This is a genomic window from Aeromonas sp. MdU4 (assembly GCF_041929505.1).
In the GTDB taxonomy this organism is placed as follows: Bacteria; Pseudomonadota; Gammaproteobacteria; order Enterobacterales; family Aeromonadaceae; genus Aeromonas.
Window position 1 is genome coordinate 58,990 of record NZ_JBHFMW010000032.1, and the last position, 17,994, is coordinate 76,983.

Annotated in this window: 15 protein-coding genes; 10 read left to right on the forward strand and 5 right to left on the reverse strand. The window is 55.6% G+C overall.

Annotation, left to right across the window (positions count from 1 at the left end; all coding sequences use genetic code 11):
* Nucleotides 1–98: 98 nt before the first annotated feature.
* Genes ACE1BR_RS19340 through ACE1BR_RS19385 form a run of 10 tightly spaced genes read left to right on the forward strand, consistent with a single transcriptional unit; the run spans nt 99 to nt 11,000 of the window.
* A complete protein-coding gene (locus ACE1BR_RS19340; RefSeq protein WP_374873145.1) occupies nt 99–1,319 on the forward strand; it encodes a methyl-accepting chemotaxis protein in 1,221 nt (406 codons plus the stop codon).
* A gap of 9 nt (nt 1,320–1,328) precedes the next feature.
* Nucleotides 1,329–1,697 carry a response regulator gene (locus tag ACE1BR_RS19345; RefSeq protein WP_042018146.1) on the forward strand — a complete coding sequence of 123 codons (369 nt, stop codon included), beginning with the start codon at nt 1,329–1,331 and terminating at the stop codon, nt 1,695–1,697.
* A gap of 13 nt (nt 1,698–1,710) precedes the next feature.
* Complete coding sequence (locus ACE1BR_RS19350) at nt 1,711–2,037, forward strand: STAS domain-containing protein (RefSeq protein ID WP_374873147.1); 327 nt, start codon at nt 1,711–1,713, stop codon at nt 2,035–2,037.
* 22 nt (nt 2,038–2,059) lie between these two features.
* Complete coding sequence (locus ACE1BR_RS19355; RefSeq protein ID WP_374873149.1) at nt 2,060–4,270, forward strand: chemotaxis protein CheA; 2,211 nt, start codon at nt 2,060–2,062, stop codon at nt 4,268–4,270.
* A 10-nt stretch (nt 4,271–4,280) separates the two neighbouring features.
* Entirely contained in the window at nt 4,281–6,206 is a 1,926-nt protein-coding gene (locus tag ACE1BR_RS19360) for a methyl-accepting chemotaxis protein (protein ID WP_374873151.1), read from the forward strand.
* A 12-nt stretch (nt 6,207–6,218) separates the two neighbouring features.
* Nucleotides 6,219–6,788 (forward strand): chemotaxis protein CheW, encoded by a 570-nt coding sequence (locus ACE1BR_RS19365; RefSeq protein ID WP_374873153.1) that lies wholly within the window; start codon nt 6,219–6,221, stop codon nt 6,786–6,788.
* Between the two features lie 44 nt (nt 6,789–6,832).
* Complete coding sequence (locus ACE1BR_RS19370; RefSeq protein WP_374873155.1) at nt 6,833–8,590, forward strand: methyl-accepting chemotaxis protein; 1,758 nt, start codon at nt 6,833–6,835, stop codon at nt 8,588–8,590.
* A gap of 56 nt (nt 8,591–8,646) precedes the next feature.
* Nucleotides 8,647–9,450, forward strand: coding sequence for a CheR family methyltransferase (locus ACE1BR_RS19375; RefSeq protein ID WP_374873157.1), 804 nt, complete (start codon nt 8,647–8,649; stop codon nt 9,448–9,450).
* Nucleotides 9,451–9,453: 3 nt separating this feature from the next.
* Nucleotides 9,454–9,945, forward strand: coding sequence for a chemoreceptor glutamine deamidase CheD (gene cheD / locus ACE1BR_RS19380; RefSeq protein WP_374873159.1), 492 nt, complete (start codon nt 9,454–9,456; stop codon nt 9,943–9,945).
* The gene (locus ACE1BR_RS19385; protein ID WP_374873161.1) at nt 9,942–11,000 is read left to right on the forward strand and encodes a chemotaxis response regulator protein-glutamate methylesterase; all 1,059 of its coding nucleotides are present in this window, start codon (nt 9,942–9,944) and stop codon (nt 10,998–11,000) included. Before cheD ends, ACE1BR_RS19385 begins: the two co-directional genes overlap by 4 nt.
* 99 nt (nt 11,001–11,099) lie before the next feature.
* Here the strand turns inward: ACE1BR_RS19385 and pnp are convergent, their stop codons facing one another.
* The 5 genes from pnp to infB form a co-directional block, all read right to left on the reverse strand.
* Entirely contained in the window at nt 11,100–13,244 is a 2,145-nt protein-coding gene (pnp, locus tag ACE1BR_RS19390; protein ID WP_374873163.1) for a polyribonucleotide nucleotidyltransferase, read from the reverse strand.
* Nucleotides 13,245–13,414: 170 nt separating this feature from the next.
* Complete coding sequence (rpsO, locus tag ACE1BR_RS19395) at nt 13,415–13,684, reverse strand: 30S ribosomal protein S15 (protein WP_005326646.1); 270 nt, start codon at nt 13,682–13,684, stop codon at nt 13,415–13,417.
* Between the two features lie 147 nt (nt 13,685–13,831).
* The gene (gene truB, locus ACE1BR_RS19400) at nt 13,832–14,791 is read right to left on the reverse strand and encodes a tRNA pseudouridine(55) synthase TruB (protein WP_374873165.1); all 960 of its coding nucleotides are present in this window, start codon (nt 14,789–14,791) and stop codon (nt 13,832–13,834) included.
* 1 nt (nt 14,792) lies between these two features.
* Nucleotides 14,793–15,230 carry a 30S ribosome-binding factor RbfA gene (gene rbfA, locus ACE1BR_RS19405; protein WP_042060105.1) on the reverse strand — a complete coding sequence of 146 codons (438 nt, stop codon included), beginning with the start codon at nt 15,228–15,230 and terminating at the stop codon, nt 14,793–14,795.
* A 55-nt stretch (nt 15,231–15,285) separates the two neighbouring features.
* A complete protein-coding gene (infB, locus tag ACE1BR_RS19410; protein ID WP_374873167.1) occupies nt 15,286–17,982 on the reverse strand; it encodes a translation initiation factor IF-2 in 2,697 nt (898 codons plus the stop codon).
* Nucleotides 17,983–17,994 lie beyond the last annotated feature (12 nt).

The following is a 17,994-nucleotide window of genomic DNA, read 5'->3' on the forward strand; positions in this document are numbered from 1 at the left end:
CAACTATAAATAAAGAAAAGAGCCTCAAGGGGCACCATGACTCTCACAGTCCCGCTCCTTGACCTCTTAACAGATACTTGCACAGGGATAAGCTACGTATGGCACAACACAAAAGTGGCGTGAACACACCGCTTTGGGAACCGGTTTGCTGGATTTGCTGCATCGGGCTTGGTCTGCTGAGCACTCTGCTGCTACAACTGGCTGGCGCCCTGTCACCTCTTTATCTACTGCTTACACTAGCAGGATCCATTGCTGCAGCTATCTGGACATCCCATCACTGCCATCAGCAGCAACACCAACTGCCGGTTGAAAATACCCACGCCCCAACCCTGGATCCCCATGCAGTCTCCCGCTCCATCGTCGGTCTGGAGCAGGTATGCGAAAAGGCGCTGCCCATCTGGTCAAAACAAATTGAAAATTCCCGCCAGCAGACTGAAGCGGCAATGATTGAGTTGACCCAACGATTCAGCGGTCTGGCCAACAAGCTGGAGGAGGCTGTCAACGCTTCCCATCAAGCCGCCGGGGAGCTGGGAGGGGTCAATTCACGCGGTATGGCCGGCGTCTTGAGCGAAAGCCAGCAACAGCTCAATGACGTGGTCTCCATCATGCACTCGGCCCAAGCCAATCGGGATGCCATGCTGGCCGAAATCAAGAGCCTGACTACCTACACCATCGAACTCAATACCATGGCGATGGATGTGGCCAAGATTGCCTCCCAGACCAATCTGCTGGCACTCAACGCGGCCATTGAAGCGGCTCGGGCTGGGGAAGCAGGTCGTGGCTTTGCGGTGGTCGCTGATGAAGTGCGCAACCTCTCCCGCCTCTCCAGCGAAACCGCCCAGAAGATGACCGACAAGGTAGAGACGATCAATGCAGGGATCGGACGAGCCTTCCAGATTGCCGAATCAGCCGCAGCCAAGGATCACGCGTCAGCGCGTGATTCCGAACAGGCTATCGAACAGGTGTTGACTCGCTTTAGAAATGCCACCGATAGCCTGGCGGAATCTGCCTCCCTGCTGCAAAGCGAGAGCACCGATATCCACCGGGAAATATCAAGCGTTATTGTCTCGCTGCAATTTCAGGACCGGGTCAGCCAGATCCTTAGCCACGTCCGGCAAAACATGGAAGGTCTATCCGAACATCTGCTCACCTCAACGCAGAGTAGCCATGCAACCGGCCCGATAAAAATTGATGCAAACCGCTGGCTGGCAGATATGGAGCTCTCTTACGCCACCGATGAGCAACGCAACATTCACCATGGTCGCACGACCCGTCCTGTCAAAGCGCAAGCGAGCAGCGCTGACATCACATTTTTCTAGGAGAGAGATATGGGCAAAACGATCCTAATCGTGGATGACTCGGCAACTATTCGCCAAGTCGTTGGCATGACACTAAAGGGGGCCGGTTACGAGGTGATGGAAGCCTCTGATGGCAAAGATGCGCTCAAAAAACTCGACGGCAAGAAGATCAACCTGATCATCAGCGACGTCAACATGCCGAACATGGATGGGATCACCTTCGTCAAAGAGGCCAAAAAGCTGGCCAGTTACAAATTTACCCCCGTGATCATGCTGACCACGGAGTCGCAAGACAGCAAGAAGCAGGAAGGGCAGGCAGCCGGAGCCAAAGCCTGGGTGGTTAAACCCTTCCAGCCAGAGCAGATGCTGGCAGCCGTTGCCAAGCTCATCATGCCGTGATCCGGAGCCCATCATGCAACTACAGAGTGAGCGGCTCGACAACAGAACGGTGGTCACCCTACCCGATGAGCTCACTATCTATACAGTAGGCGAGCTCAAGGAGGCCCTCTCGCCTCTGCTATATCAGGGATGCGATTTGGAGCTGAATCTGGCCAATGTGACCGAGATCGACAGCGCCGGACTGCAGTTGCTGCTGGCAGCAAAGAAAACCGCGCAGCAACAGAGCTATTCCCTCTCTCTGGTTTGGCACAGCAACGCCGTACTGGAGTTGCTGGAGCTGTGCCAACTCTCTGCCTTCTTTGGCGACCCCACCCTTATCACCCATGGCGAACGGCCTTGAGCCACCATGACAAGGAGTCACCGTGAGCATCGATCTTGATCAGGCTTTGCAAACCTATATCGCCGAGGCGCGTGAGTTACTCGACGAAATGGAGTCTGCCCTGCTCTCGCTGGAGGCGGATCCTGACAATAGCGAACTGATTGGCGCTATCTTTCGTGCAGCCCACACGATCAAGGGTTCGGCTGGACTGTTTGGCTTGCAACCAATCGTCGGGTTTACCCATATCGTTGAGGATCTGCTCGACCAAATCCGCAATCAACAGCTCACCGTCACTTCCTCCCTGATCAAGGATTTGCTAGAGAGCTGTGACCACATCCAGACTCTCATCAGTGTCGTAGCAGAACAGGGAAGCACATTAAGTGATGGCGATGCCAGCCAGGACGAGCGGCTGAGGTTCGCCCTCACCCGTCATCAGTGCGTCCCCCATGCCACGCTGCCAGATACGGTGCATACACCTGAACCAAAAATCGAGAAAGAGGGAGGAATTACCAGCTCAGCCTCCTTGTGGCATATCTCCCTGCGTTTTGGTCCGGATGTACTGCGCAACGGCATGGATCCGGCTGCATTTCTGCGCTATCTCGGCACACTCGGAACCATCTGCTCGTTGGAGACCATCCATCAGTCGATACCTGATTGGGAACAATTCGATCCGGAAAATTGCTACCTTGGTTACGAAATTGACTTTGACTCCCAAGCTGACAAAGCGGCTATCAGCGATGTCTTTGAATTTGTCCGAGATGACTGCCAGATCACCATTTTGCCGCCCCACAGCAAGATCGCCGAGTTCATCAACCTGATCGAGTCGCTGCCGGAAGACAACGCCATGCTGGGCCAGTTGCTGGTCAACACCGGCGCACTGACCGCAGAGGAGTTGGCCAACGGTCTGCAGGCACAACAAGCCACCCCGGCTGAGCAAGCGCCCAAACTCGGGGAGATCCTGATTGCGCAGGGAGCCGTCAACGAAGCCGTGGTCGATGCCGCCCTGAAAAAACAGAACCAGACCAAGGAGAGCAAGACTAAAGAGGGTCGTTACGTCAGGGTACATGCCGACAAGCTGGACGATCTGATCAATCTGGTCGGGGAGCTGGTTGTCGCCAGTTCAGGGGCCAATCTGCTGGCCCAACGCACTAGAGAGAGCCAGCTACAGGAAGCCACCTCAGTTATCGCCATGCTGGTGGAAGAGATCCGTGACAGTGCGCTGCGCCTGCGAATGGTGCCTATCGGCGATACCTTCAACCGATTCCAGCGGGTGGTACGTGATGTCAGCCAGGAGCTGAACAAGGATATAACCCTGATGATCTCCGGAGCCGAGACCGAACTGGACAAGTCGGTGGTGGAGAAGATCGGCGATCCGCTGATGCATCTGGTCAGAAACTCGATGGATCACGGTATCGAATCGGCAGAGCAACGCATGCTGGCAGGCAAACCTCCCCGTGGCACCCTGAATCTCAACGCCTATCACGACTCCAACAGCATCGTCATTGAAATCCGGGATGATGGAGCCGGACTGAACAAAACCAGGATCCAGCAAAAAGCCATCGAGCGCGGTCTGATCAGCGCCACCACCACGCTGACGGATCAGGAGATCTACAACCTGATCTTCGAACCGGGGTTCTCCACCGCCGAGGCCATCACCAACCTGTCGGGACGTGGCGTCGGTATGGATGTGGTCAAACGCAACATTACCGCGCTGCGTGGCACGGTCGACCTCGACAGCATTCCGGGAAAAGGGACCCGTGTGCAGATCCGCCTGCCTCTTACACTCGCCATCATCGACGGTTTTCTGGTGCGCGTTTGTGATACCCACTATGTCATTCCACTCGATATGGTGATCGAGTGTGTTGAATTGACCCAGAGTGCACTGGCCGATACTCAAGGTCGCAATTACATCAATTTACGTGGCGAGGTGTTGCCCTTTATCCGACTGCAACACTACTTCGATACCAATGGCAGTAAAGGGCGTCGTGAGAATATCGTCGTGGTCAGCCATGCAGGCAAAAAATCAGGACTGGTGGTCGATGAACTGCTGGGTGAATTCCAGACCGTCATTAAACCTCTGGGAAAATTGTTCCAGCGACTGCAAGGGATCAGCGGTTCCACCATTCTGGGAGGTGGCGAGGTGGCGCTTATCCTCGATATCCCCTCATTAATCCAGCACGCGATAGTTCAAGAGTCCGGTCAGCTGAACAGGTTGACCATGTCGCGCAGCCAGCCTCAATCCAGTATCAACTGAGAGGTCCATCATGTTTAAAGACTCCACCATCAAATTGCGCCTGATTCTTTTGCTTTGCATGCTCTGCCTGTTACTGCTCGCTGTTGGTTGCCTGGGCTTATACAACATGCAGAGCAGCAACACTGGATTGCAGCGCGTTTATAACGACCGGGTGGTTCCTCTCAAGCAGTTGAAAACCATCTCTGACAGCTATGCGGTCTCGATCATTGACAACGTCAACAAGGTCAATGCAGGCCTTATCCCGGCAGAAGAGGCACTCAGCCAAATAAAACAGGCTCAGCAGCAGATTAAGCAAGAGTGGCAACAATATCAGTCCACTATCCTGACCAAAGAGGAGCAGCGGCTATCTGGCGAAGCCAGCTTGTTGTTCAATGCAGCCAACGAAGATATCGGCAAACTGGAAAAATTCCTGGCAACCCAGCACGGAGCCATTGCTGGGATGGCGAATAATTTTGATGGTGCGCTTTATAGCTCCATCGATCCGATAGGAAACAAAATCACCGAGCTGGTCAATCTGCAACTGGATGTCGCCAAATCGGAATATACCGCAGCCCAATCCTGGTACGACGTCATGCTGATCACGATGGCCACCGTGATTGTGGTTGGTATGGTGCTCGCAGCATGGTTGGGCACCCTGCTGATCAAAAGCATCATAACTCCAATTGAGCAAGCGCTGCGGGTGGCTAATAGTCTGGCCGATGGCAATCTGGATGTATCGATCAAGATTGAATCCAGCGACGAAGCAGGTCAGCTCCTGATGGCCATGGATAACATGGTCAAAAAACTGGGGGCGTTAATTACCGATATAGAAACTGTGGTCACCGCAGCCGTTGAACAGGGTGACTTCAGTCACAAGATCGCTCTGGAAAATCGTCAGGGCTATATCAAGCGGGTATCAGAACTGCTCAACCGCCTCTCCCATGTAACCGATACCAGTCTGGAAGATGTCATGCGCATCGCGACGGCACTCTCCCAAGGGGATCTGACCCAGCGCATCGAAGCCCCCTATCCCGGCATTTTTGGCCAGACCAAGGATGGCCTTAATCAGACTATCACTGCCTTGACCAATATCATCGAAGAGGTACGCAACGCCGCCGACAACCTGACCAACGCCTCCAACCAAGTGAGTAATACTGCGCAGGCATTGAGCCAGGCTACCAGTGAACAGGCGGCCAGTGTGGAGGAGACCAGTGCCTCCATCGAACAGATGAGCGCGAGCATCAACCAAAATACTGAAAACGCCAAAATCACTGACAGCATGGCCAGCAACTCGGTACAAGAGGCAACCGAGGGTGGCAAATCAGTGCAACAAACGGTCACTGCCATGCAACAAATCGCCAGGAAAGTCAGCATCATTGATGACATTGCCTATCAGACCAACCTACTGGCTCTCAACGCGGCTATCGAAGCCGCCCGCGCCGGAGAGCATGGCAAGGGCTTCGCCGTGGTTGCTGCAGAGGTGAGAAAACTGGCAGAACGTAGCCAGATCGCGGCTCAGGAGATTGGTGAACTATCATCTGACAGTGTCAGCACAGCAGAGCGTGCTGGCAGCCTGCTAGACAAAATCGTGCCCTCTATTCGCAAGACCTCGGATCTGGTTCAGGAAATCAATGCCGCCTCCGGCGAACAAGCCAGCGCAGCCAACCAGATCAGTCTGGCCATGAGTCAACTCAACCAGGTGACGCAGCAAAATGCGGCCAGTAGCGAAGAGCTGGCAGCTACCGCCGAAGAGATGAGCTCACAGGCCAGCGAACTGCAACAAACCATGGCCTTTTTCGCGCTGAATAACAGTTCAGCAGCCAACAGCAGACCCCATGAGACAGGCCATAAGGGAGTCCCGCCCCGAGGGGGATTTATTGCCCCCCCACAACGGTCAACCCCGCACCAGCAACCATCATCACAATCCATTGATGACGCGGACTTTGTCCGTTTCTAACCGGAGGCGCGCATGCAAACATCCACCGACATCACGGTGCCATCAGTATCCGCTGACGAGAGCAGTGGCGAAGCCCAATACCTGACCTTTCTGATCAATAACGAGATGTTCGCCATCAACATTCTGGGGGTCAAAGAGATCATCGAATACGGCAACATTACCCCGATCCCGATGATGCCAAGCTTTATCCGTGGGGTCATCAACCTGAGAGGCGCCGTGGTTTCCGTCGTTGATCTTAACGCTCGCTTTGGGAATACACCTTCGGCCATCACCCGCCGCAGTTGCATTGTCATTATCGAAGGGATGACGCAGCCAGGTGATGAACCCGCAGGCCAAGATATTGGTGTGGTAGTGGACTCGGTGTCAGAGGTGCTGGGTATCCCGCAAGCAGATATCGAGCCTCCGCCCAGCTTTGGTGCTCGCATCCGCGCTGACTTTATCAGCGGGATGGGCAAGGTCAACGGTAAATTCGTCATCCTCATCGATACAGAAAAAGTCCTGTCACTCGACGAGATGGCACAACTCAGTGAACAGGTCCCGCCACAGGCAAGGCTGCTGCAAGGCAATCAGCAAGCCTCTTGAGCAGACCTCTAATTTTCCATGACATGCAGCATAAGGATACGCTCATGACCCAATCACTCTTTGGCAAACTCTTCGGAAACGGCACGGCCGAAGCCATGCAACAAACCCGGTTGCTTGAGGCTATCGAGCAAATAAAGCAGGCCATTGAACAAGAGCAAAGCCCTGCCCCGATAGCCATCTCACAACTCGATGGCTCGCTGCGAGAAATAGGACATGCAATCAATGATGTCGTCACTCTGCTCACCGAGAAGCTGGAGCGCTGCCGTACCGAAATGCGAGGTAGCCAAACACTGATCCATGAAAACCGCCTGGTTCGCCGGGCGCTCGACTGTGCCAGCACCAATGTGATGATCGCCGATACCAACCTCGACATTATCTATATGAATGAAGCAGTAACAGAGATGCTGAGCCAAGCCGAAACTGACATTAAAAAAGAGCTCTATAGCTTTAACGCCAATCAACTGATGGGCGCCAATATCGACAGTTTTCATAAAAACCCGGGCCACCAGCGGGCTATGCTGGCCAAGCTGAATAGTTCCTATCGTACCCAGATCCAGCTGGGGGGAAGAACGTTCTCCCTAATTGCCAATCCGGTCTTTAGCGATAGCAACGAACGTTTGGGTTCAGTAGTCGAATGGGCTGACCGAACCAAAGAGGTCATGATTGAACGGGAAATGTCAGACATCGTTCAAGCGGTTATTAACGGTGAACTGCATCGGCGGATGGAGTTGACTGGCAAGAGCGGCTTTTTCCAGGCCATGGGAGAAGGCATCAACCAGATTGCCGAAGTGATCGACAGCACCCTCAACGACGTCATCCGGGTCGTGCAATGTCTGGCAAAAGGGGATCTGACCCAACAGATTGAGTCCGACTACCCCGGCGTGTTTGGCACCACCAAGGATGCACTCAACAAGACCATCGTTTCGCTCACCAAGATTGTCACCGAAGTACGTGGCGCATCTGACAACCTCTCCAGCGCAGCCGAGCAGGTAAGCGCCACCGCCCAGTCCATCAGCCAATCCAGTAGTGAGCAGGCCTCCAGCATGGAGGAGACCAGCGCCTCCATCGAGCAGATGAGTGCCAGCATCAACCAGAACACTGACAATGCTCAAGTTACCGATGGTATGGCCAGCAAAGCAGCGAAAGAGGCTGTAGAAGGAGGAGAAGCCGTAAAACTGACGGTCGATGCCATGAAGCAGATTGCCAAACGGATTGGCATCATCGACGACATCGCCTATCAAACCAACTTGCTGGCGCTCAATGCGGCCATCGAAGCGGCTCGTGCTGGCGATCATGGCAAAGGCTTTGCTGTGGTGGCAGCAGAAGTGCGCAAGCTGGCTGAACGTAGTCAGGTGGCGGCCCAGGAGATTGGCGAGCTGGCCTCCAGTAGCGTCGAGATGGCGGAAAAAGCAGGGCGCTTGCTGGATCAAATGGTGCCCTCTATCAACAAAACATCTGATCTGGTACAGGAGATCAGTGCAGCCTCGACTGAACAGTCAACAGGGGTAAGCCAAATCAACCAAGCCATGAACCAATTAAGTCAGGTCACTCAGCAAAACGCCTCTTGCAGCGAAGAGCTGGCAGCTACAGCGGAAGAGATGAGCAGCCAGGCTGAACAACTGCAGCTGGCCATGGAGTTTTTCACTCTGGAAGAAGTGCGCAAGGATGACCGAGCTCACGTCACGACACGGAGCTCCGGTACCAGAGGGCGTTTCATCAACGAAAATCATGCTTTTGGCAATGAACGGCCATCAAATCAGCCGCGACCACCACTCAACGATGCTGATTTTGTCCGGTTCTAACCACGGGGGAGGCACAGCCTCTCCTGATTCCGACAACACAGGCCGAGGACAGGGGTGTGTATCAAACCCAACTGCATGATGATGAGTTCTCCCGTTTCCAACGCTGGCTTCATCAAACGGCGGGGATAGAGCTGTCCCTGGCCAAAAAGGCTTTGGTTGCCAGTCGGTTGGCAAAACGACTCTGCCACTATGAGCTGGATAGCTATGACGACTATTTCCAGCTCATCATGACCGACCGCAGCAGCGAATTGCAGTTGGCGCTTGATCTGCTCACCACCAATGAAACCTACTTTTTCAGAGAGCCAAAACACTTCGAGTTTTTAACCCGAGAAGTACTTGCGAGCTTTCCTCCCGAACGTACGTTGCGGATCTGGAGCGCCGCCAGCTCATCCGGCGAAGAGCCATACAGCTTGGCAATGACGATTGCGGAGAAGCGACATACGCTCAATTGGGAGATCTTGGCATCGGATATCTCGTCCCGAGTACTTGAGCAGGCAATGATTGGCCGTTACCCCATCGAGCGCGCACACAATATTCCACTCCCCTTTCTGATGAAATACTGCCTCAAAGGGATCGGTCTACAGGAGGGTATCTTCATCATTGATCGCAAGTTGCGGGACAAAGTCCGCTTCATGCAGATCAACCTCAATCAGGAGTTGCCAGACCTCGGCATGTTTGACGTCATCTTTATCAGAAACGTGATGATCTATTTCAACAAGGAGACCAAGGGACAAGTGCTGCAACGCCTCGTGCCCAAACTCAAATCCGGTGGCTATCTGCTAGTTAGTCATGCCGAGAGTTTGCATGGCTTGCATCATGGACTGCAACTCGTCTCTCCTTCCATTTACCAAAAGAGATAAGTCATGGCTCGGGAGGTGATACTGCAACCGGGTGAACTCTACTTTGGCACAGAAGATGTCGTACTCAAGACCTTGCTGGGTTCCTGTGTTGCCATCACCTTGTGGCATCCGGAACAAAAACTGGGCGGTATGTGTCACTACATGCTGCCGAGCCGAGGGCAACCAACCACTCGGTTGGATGGCCGCTATGCCGATGAAGCCATCACTTTACTATTACAAGCTGTTGCGCATTATCCCCCCCCCCTCGGCGAATACGAGATCAAATTGTTCGGAGGCGGCAATATGTTCGACGAGCCACAATACGCCAAACTCGATAACAATGTGGCCACCAGAAATATTGAGGCAGCCTGGCAGCTGACCCGACATCTTGGGCTTTCGATCAAAGCCCACCATCTTGGCCACAGCGGCCACCGAAGCCTGATTTTTGAACTCAGCAACGGTAATGTCTGGCTCCGCCACCATCGCTTGCCACATCAACGGGAGTCGCGAGAATGAAGCAGATCCGGGTAATGCTGGTGGATGATTCCGCCGTGGTCAGACAGGTATTGCAAGCCGTTCTGGAGCAAGAGCCCGATATCAAGGTGATTGCCACGGCATCAGATCCTTTGTTCGCACAAGAAAAGCTGAAGAAAGAGTGGCCTGACGTCATCGTGCTCGATGTGGAGATGCCCCGCATGGATGGCATCACCTTTCTCAGCAAGATCATGGCCGAACACCCGACGCCAGTAGTCATCTGCTCTTCCCTCACAGAGAAAGGTGCCGAAACCACGTTACAGGCCATGGCGGCTGGCGCGGTAGACATCATTACCAAACCGAGCGTCGGGATAAAAAGCTTTCTGCAAGAGTCGGCCCACGATCTGGCTATGGCAGTGCGCGCCGCAGCCCAGGCGAACCTCAAACGAGTGGGCAAGCCCTCCTCTGTTCCGGTCAGCGCCAAGCTCAACGCGGATGCCATACTGGCTCCAAATCAACATGCCATGGCGCAAACCACCGAACGGCTCATCGCCATTGGCACCTCTACCGGCGGCACCCAAGCCCTTGAGGCGGTCTTGACGGCACTGCCCCGGGTCAGCCCCGGCATTGTCATCGTGCAGCACATGCCGGAAAAATTTACCGCCATGTTTGCCGAGCGGCTGAACGGGGTCTGCCAGATAGAAGTACGGGAGGCAAAAAACAATGACCGGGTAATCCCCGGGCTGGCGCTGATTGCCCCCGGAGGCAAACATATGCTGCTCAAGCGCAGCGGGGCCTACTATCACGTCGAAGTGGTCGACGGGCCGCTCATCAACCGCCATCGCCCTTCGGTGGATGTGCTGTTTCGCTCTGTCGCCAAATATGCCGGCAAGAACGCCACCGGTATCATCATGACCGGCATGGGGGATGATGGTGCCCGGGGATTGCGCGAGATGCTGGAGGCTGGCGCCAACACCTATGCCCAGGATGAGGCCTCCTGCGTGGTGTTCGGCATGCCCAAAGAGGCAATCAAGCTGGGAGCCGCCCGCCATGTGCTTCCCTTGCAAGAGATGCAATACGCCATCCTCGGCAAGTAATCCCTTATTGCGCGTTTGGACCATACAAAAAGTCCGGCTCCCCTTGGGGAGCCGGACTTTTTACATCAACCGGAACAGGTCCGGTATCAGGCGAGCAGATTACTCTGCAGCAGGCGCTTCTTCAGCGGCCGGAGCAGCCTCAGCAGGTGCTGCCGCTTCGGTCGGGGCGTTCGCTTCCTTGATGGAGAGACGTACGCGGCCCTGACGGTCCACTTCCAGTACCTTCACCTTGACCACGTCACCGATGGCCAGGTGGTCAGCCACGTTCTGCACGCGAGCGTCGGTGATCTGGGAGATGTGTACCAGACCATCTTTGCCCGGCAGGATGTTGACGAATGCACCGAAATCGGCCAAACGGACAACTTTACCTTCATAGATGCGGTTCACTTCGATCTCGGCAGTGATGGCCTCGATACGACGGATCGCTTCCATGGCGGCTTCGTTGGCCACGGCGGAGATACGTACAGTACCGTCATCATCCAGCTCGATGTTGGTACCGGTCTCTTCGGTCAGCGCACGGATCACGGACCCCCCCTTACCGATCACATCCTTGATCTTCTCAGGATTGATCTTGATGGTGTGGATACGCGGTGCGAAATCGGAGATCTCGGCACGCGGAGCCTGGATAGCTTCGTCCATCACTTTCAAGATGTGCAGGCGAGCACCACGAGCTTGCTTCAGCGCAATCTCCATAATCTCTTTGGTGATGCCTTCGATCTTGATGTCCATCTGCAGCGCGGTCACACCTTCGGTGGTACCGGCTACTTTGAAGTCCATGTCGCCCAGGTGATCTTCGTCACCCAGAATGTCGGACAGCACGACGAAACCTTCTTCTTCCTTCACCAGACCCATGGCGATACCGGCAACGGAGGCCTTGATCGGCACACCGGCATCCATCAGCGCCAGAGAGGAACCACAGACAGAAGCCATGGAGGAGGAACCGTTGGATTCGGTGATTTCAGATACCACGCGCACCACGTACGGGAACTCGGCGGCGCTCGGCATCACGGCAGCAACGCCGCGCTTGGCCAGACGGCCGTGACCGATTTCGCGACGCTTCGGGCTACCCATCATGCCGGTTTCACCGACGCAGTATGGCGGGAAGTTGTAGTGCAGCATGAAGCGATCGGCACGGTTGCCGGTCAGCTCGTCGATATTCTGGGCGTCACGCTCGGTACCCAGAGTGGCAACCACGATGGCCTGAGTTTCACCACGGGTGAACAGAGCAGAACCGTGAGCACGGGGCAGAATGCCGGTACCAACGCTCAGGGCGCGGATCATTTCCGGATCGCGACCATCGATACGCGGCTCGCCACGTACTACGCGACCACGAACGATGCGGCTTTCCAGGCTGTGGAACTCTTCACCGATCTTCTTGGCATCTTCTTCCACGCCGGAAGCGATAACTTGCTCAACCACACGGCCCTTGATGGCAGCGATGGTTTCGTAACGAACAGCCTTTTCGGTGATGCGGTAGGCTTCACCCAGCTCGGCGGTCGCCAGCTCGGCAACCTTGGCTTTCAGCGCTTCGTTGACAGCAGGCGGAGTCCAATCCCACGGCTTGGTACCGACGGCAGCAGCAAACTCGTTGATCGCATTGATCACGGTCTGCATCTGGTCGTGACCAAATACCACGGCGCCCAACATCACTTCTTCGGAGAGGATGGCCGCTTCGGACTCAACCATCAGTACCGCGTTGGCAGTACCGGCAACCACCAGATCCAGATCGCTCTGCGGCAGTTCGGTGGTGGTCGGGTTCAGCACATACTGACCGTTCATGTAACCCACACGAGCAGCACCGATCGGGCCGCCAAACGGGATACCGGAGATGGCCAGTGCAGCAGAGGCACCGATCATGGCAACGATGTCGGGGGATACGGCCGGATTCACGGACATTACGGTCGCAACGACCTGAACCTCATTGAGGAAGCCTTCCGGGAACAGCGGACGAATAGGACGGTCGATCAGACGGGAGATCAGGGTCTCGCCTTCGCTCGGACGGCCTTCACGACGGAAGAAACCACCCGGGATACGACCAGCAGCATAGGTACGCTCCTGATAGTTGACGGTCAGCGGGAAGAAATCACGGCCGTGATCGGCCTCTTTCTTGCCAACTACGGTCACAAATACGCAGGTATCGTCCATGCTGACCATTACGGCCGCAGTGGCTTGACGGGCCATCACACCGGTTTCCAGAGTGACGGTGTGTTGACCGTACTGGAATGACTTTACAATAGGATTCACGTGAATTTCCTTTTTACAATTTGGCTCTTTAAATTCGCGCACAAGTATACTTGATTCGATGCAAAAGGTAAGCGGCGACACGAATTCTGTGAGGGCGGCAACAACCTGCTGAATAGCAATAAAAAAGGGGAACCCGGAGGTTCCCCTTTTTCGCGAAATCTGATGGTCGATTAACGACGCAGACCCAGCTTGGCGATCAGAGCAGCGTAACGCTGAACGTCTTTACGCTTCAGGTAGTCCAGCAGCTTACGACGCTGGGAAACCATGCGCAGCAGACCGCGACGACCGTGGTGGTCCTTGGAGTGCTCTTTGAAGTGACCTTGCAGATGGTTGATCTGGGCAGTCAGCAGGGCAACTTGCACTTCGGGGGAGCCAGTGTCGTTGGCGCAACGAGCGTTGTCAGCAACGATGGAAGCTTTGATCTCAGCATTTAGAGACATGGTATTACTCCAGTAGAGTGTTTAAAGGTTCACAGCCAATCTCTAATTCAGCCGTGAAATGAGGGCGGTATCATAATCGTCCCCGCCCCTTTTCGCAACGATAAAGACGCGCAACGGGCAAGAGAGGGCGATACCGCCCGAGGAGAATCACTCCTCGTCGCGATCGTCGTGATAACGCACCAGTCGCTTGGGAGCGACGCGGCCATCATCATCAATCTCGCCAACCCCGATGAACTCGCGCTCCGGGCCGACCGTCATGCGAACCTGACCGCTTTGCGGCGCGCCAGCTACCTGCACGGCCTGGCCCTGATTCACATAGGCAGCCACAACGGCCAGCATGTTCACCTCGGGCAGAGAAGCCACGGCGGTATCCATCGGCAGCAACAGCGGATCCAGCTGCTCACGCGGCGGGATGCTCTCGGCCTTGGCCTGCTCGAAGATGCACTCGAGCTGCTCTAGGGTCAGCATCCGATCATACGGATAGCTGGCGACCTGGGTACGGCGCAGTTGAGTAACGTGAGCGCCACAACCCAGCACTTCGCCCAGATCATCCACCAGAGAGCGGATGTAGGTGCCCTTGCTGCAGTGCACTTCGAGGCGCACTTCATCACCTTCAAAGCTCAGCAGTTTGAGCTCGAATACGGTGATGGGACGGGCTTCGCGCTCGATTTCGATGCCTTCACGGGCGTACTCGTAGAGCGGGCGACCGTTGTGCTTGAGAGCGGAGTACATGGACGGCACCTGCATGATCGGGCCGCGGAACTGATCCAGCGCCTCGATCAGGGTACCGACCGCCACGTTCACCGGACGGGTGGAGACCACCTCGCCATCGGAGTCGCTGGTGTTGGTGCGCTCGCCCAGTTTGGCGGTCACCTCATAGCGCTTGTCCGCTTCCAGCAGATACTGGGAGAACTTGGTGGCCTCGCCGAGGCAGATCGGCAGCATGCCGGTTGCCAACGGGTCCAGGGCGCCGGTGTGACCGGCCTTGGCAGCGTTGTAGATACGCTTGACCTTCTGCAACACATCGTTGGAGGTCAGGCCAGTCGGCTTGTCCAGCAGCAGAATGCCGTGCACATCACGGCCCTTGAAACGACGTCTTCGGGTCATCTCAGGCTTTATCCTCAGTCGTATCATCCGGTGCGGATTCAGCTTCTTCGTCACGGCCGGATTCGGCCATGCGACGCTTGTCTTCACGCACAGTGTTGGTCACCAGGTTGGAGAGACGCATCCCCTCGACCAGGGTCTGGTCGTAGTAGAAACGCAGCTCGGGCACCACGCGCAAACGCATGGCGCTGCCCAGCAGGCTACGGATATATCCGGCTGCTTCGGTCAGACCCAGCAAGCCTTCCTTGATGCGCTCGGCATCATTTTCCAGCTGCAAGAAGGTGACATAAATCTTGGCATAGTTGAGGTCACGGGACACTTCCACATCGGAAACAGTCACCATGCCGATACGCGGGTCTTTCACCTCGCGCTGCAGGATCAGCGCGATTTCACGCTGGATCTGCTGTCCGACCCGACGGGTCCGGCTGAATTCTCTGGCCATATTCTATCCTGCGATAAAAGGGGGCCGCGGCCCCCTATTTTGTCTAACTCTCGGCTTACAGAGTCCGTTGGATTTCAACAGTCTCGTAAACTTCGATCTGGTCGCCTTCGCGCACGTCGTTGTAGTTCTTGACCGCGATACCACACTCGTAACCGTTGCGAACTTCGTTGACGTCATCCTTGAAGCGACGCAGGGATTCCAGCTCGCCTTCATAGATAACAACGTTATCACGCAGAACGCGAATACGGTTGGAACGCTTGACCACACCTTCGGTAACCATACAGCCGGCAACCGCGCCGAACTTCGGAGACTTGAAGACGCTACGCACTTCAGCCAGACCGATGATCTCCTGACGATACTCAGGAGCCAGCTTGCCGCTCATGGCCTGCTTCACTTCGTCGATCAGGTCATAGATGACGGAGTAGTAACGCAGATCCAGGCTCTCGGATTCGATGACCTTGCGCGCAGAAGCGTCGGCACGGACGTTGAAACCAACCAAGATGGCGCTGGAAGCAGCAGCCAGGGTTGCGTCGGTTTCGGTGATACCACCTACGCCGGAACCCACGATCTTCACCTTCACTTCGTCGGTGGAGAGTTTGACCAGCGCATCGCAGATCGCTTCCACAGAACCTTGTACGTCGGCCTTGATCACCACGTTCACTTCGGACACTTCGCCCTCAGTCATGTTGGCGAACATGTTTTCCAGCTTGGCCTTCTGCTGGCGAGCCAGCTTGACTTCGCGGAACTTGCCCTGACGGTAGAGCGCCACTTCACGGGCTTTCTTCTCGTCACGGACAACGGTGGCTTCGTCACCGGCAGAGGGAACACCGGACAGACCCAGGATTTCCACCGGCAGGGACGGACCCGCTTCCTTGATCTCGCGACCCAGTTCGTCACGCATGGCGCGAACACGACCGTACTCGAGACCACACAGAACGATGTCACCCTGACGCAGAGTACCTTCTTGAACCAGTACGGTAGCAACCGGACCACGACCTTTATCCAGGAAGGATTCGATCACGACGCCGTTGGCCATGCCATCGACAACCGCTTTCAGCTCCAGCACTTCAGACTGGATCAGGATGGCTTCCAGCAGATCATCGATGCCTTCGCCTGACTTGGCAGAAACATGGACGAACTGGCAATCGCCACCCCAGTCTTCGGACATGACGTTGTAACGGGCCAGCTCGGTCTTGACGCGATCCGGATCCGCTTCAGGTTTGTCGATCTTGTTGACCGCAACAACGATAGGCACTTCAGCTGCCTTGGCATGCTGGATCGCTTCGATGGTCTGCGGCATAACGCCGTCATCGGCAGCAACAACCAGCACCACGATATCGGTCGACTTGGCACCACGAGCACGCATGGAGGTAAACGCAGCGTGACCCGGGGTATCCAGGAAGGTGATCATGCCACTTTCAGTTTCAACGTGGTAAGCACCGATATGCTGGGTAATACCACCGGCTTCGCCAGCAGCAACCTTGGCTTTACGAATGTAGTCGAGCAGCGAGGTCTTACCGTGGTCAACGTGACCCATGATGGTAACGACCGGTGCGCGCGGCTTGGCCTCGGAGGTCTCGTCACGATCGGACAGTACCGCCTCTTCCAGCTCGTTCTCACGACGCAACACCACCTTGTGACCCATCTCCTCGGCGACCAGCTGAGCGGTCTCCTGGTCGATCACCTGGTTGATGGTGGCCATGGCACCCATCTTCATCATCGCCTTGATAACTTCAACGCCCTTGACGGCCATCTTGTTGGCCAGTTCGGCCACAGTGATGGTCTCGCCGATGACGACGTCGCGGTTAACCACGGCAGCCGGCTTGTTGAAGCCGTGCTTCATGGCATTCGGCATGGCGACCTTGCCACGCTTGCCTTTACGGGCACGCGGGTTACGAGAATCGCGATCATCTTCACGACGACCCGCTTTTTTCGGGGCCTTGACAGCTGCAGCAGCGGTACGACGACTGGTCTCTTCCTTCCGATCCAACTCATCTTCTGCGGCTTGCGCATGCTTGTTGGTGGTCAGATGGTAGTCGCTGCTCTCTTTGGCGCGAGCGGCCTCTTCTTCAGCCCAGCGGGCTGAGTTCTGTTCCGCCATGAGACGAGCCTCTTCGGCTTTCTTCGCGGCGAGTTCTTCAGCTTTTTGCAAAGCTGTTTGTTCCTGTTGGCGCTTCAGTTCTTCTGCTTCGCGCTTGGCCATCTTTTCTGCCTCTTGCTGAGCTGTGCTACTGGCTGCTTTGGCGGGCTGTGGAGCCTGTCGAGCCTTTGATTGTGCCTCGATCCGCGCCTTTTCCTCAGCTTCACGACGAGCCTGCTCAGCCTCACGGCGAGCCTTCTCTTCAGCGTCGAGGCGAGCCTTTTCTTCGGCCTCGCGACGAGCTTTTTCTTCTGCTTCCAAACGCGCTGTTTCCTCGGCTTCCGCCTGACGCTGTTCATCTTCCAGCGCCGAGCGTCTTACATAGGTGCGAGATTTGCGTACTTCTACCTGCACTTCTTTGTTCTTGCCACCAGTACCTTGCACACTAATGGTGCTCTTGGTCTTGCGCTGCAAAGTCATGCGAGCAGGAGCGGCGACCTCGTCACCTCCATGCTGTTTCTTCAGGTGTGCCAGCAGAGTCTGTTTTTCAGACTCGCTAACCATGTCGTCGGCCTTGCTCTTGCTGATACCGGCATCGACAAACTGCTGGAGAAGACGATCAACCGGTGTGTCGATGTCAGTGGCAAGTTGTTTGACTGATACTTCTGCCATTCATTTTCCTCC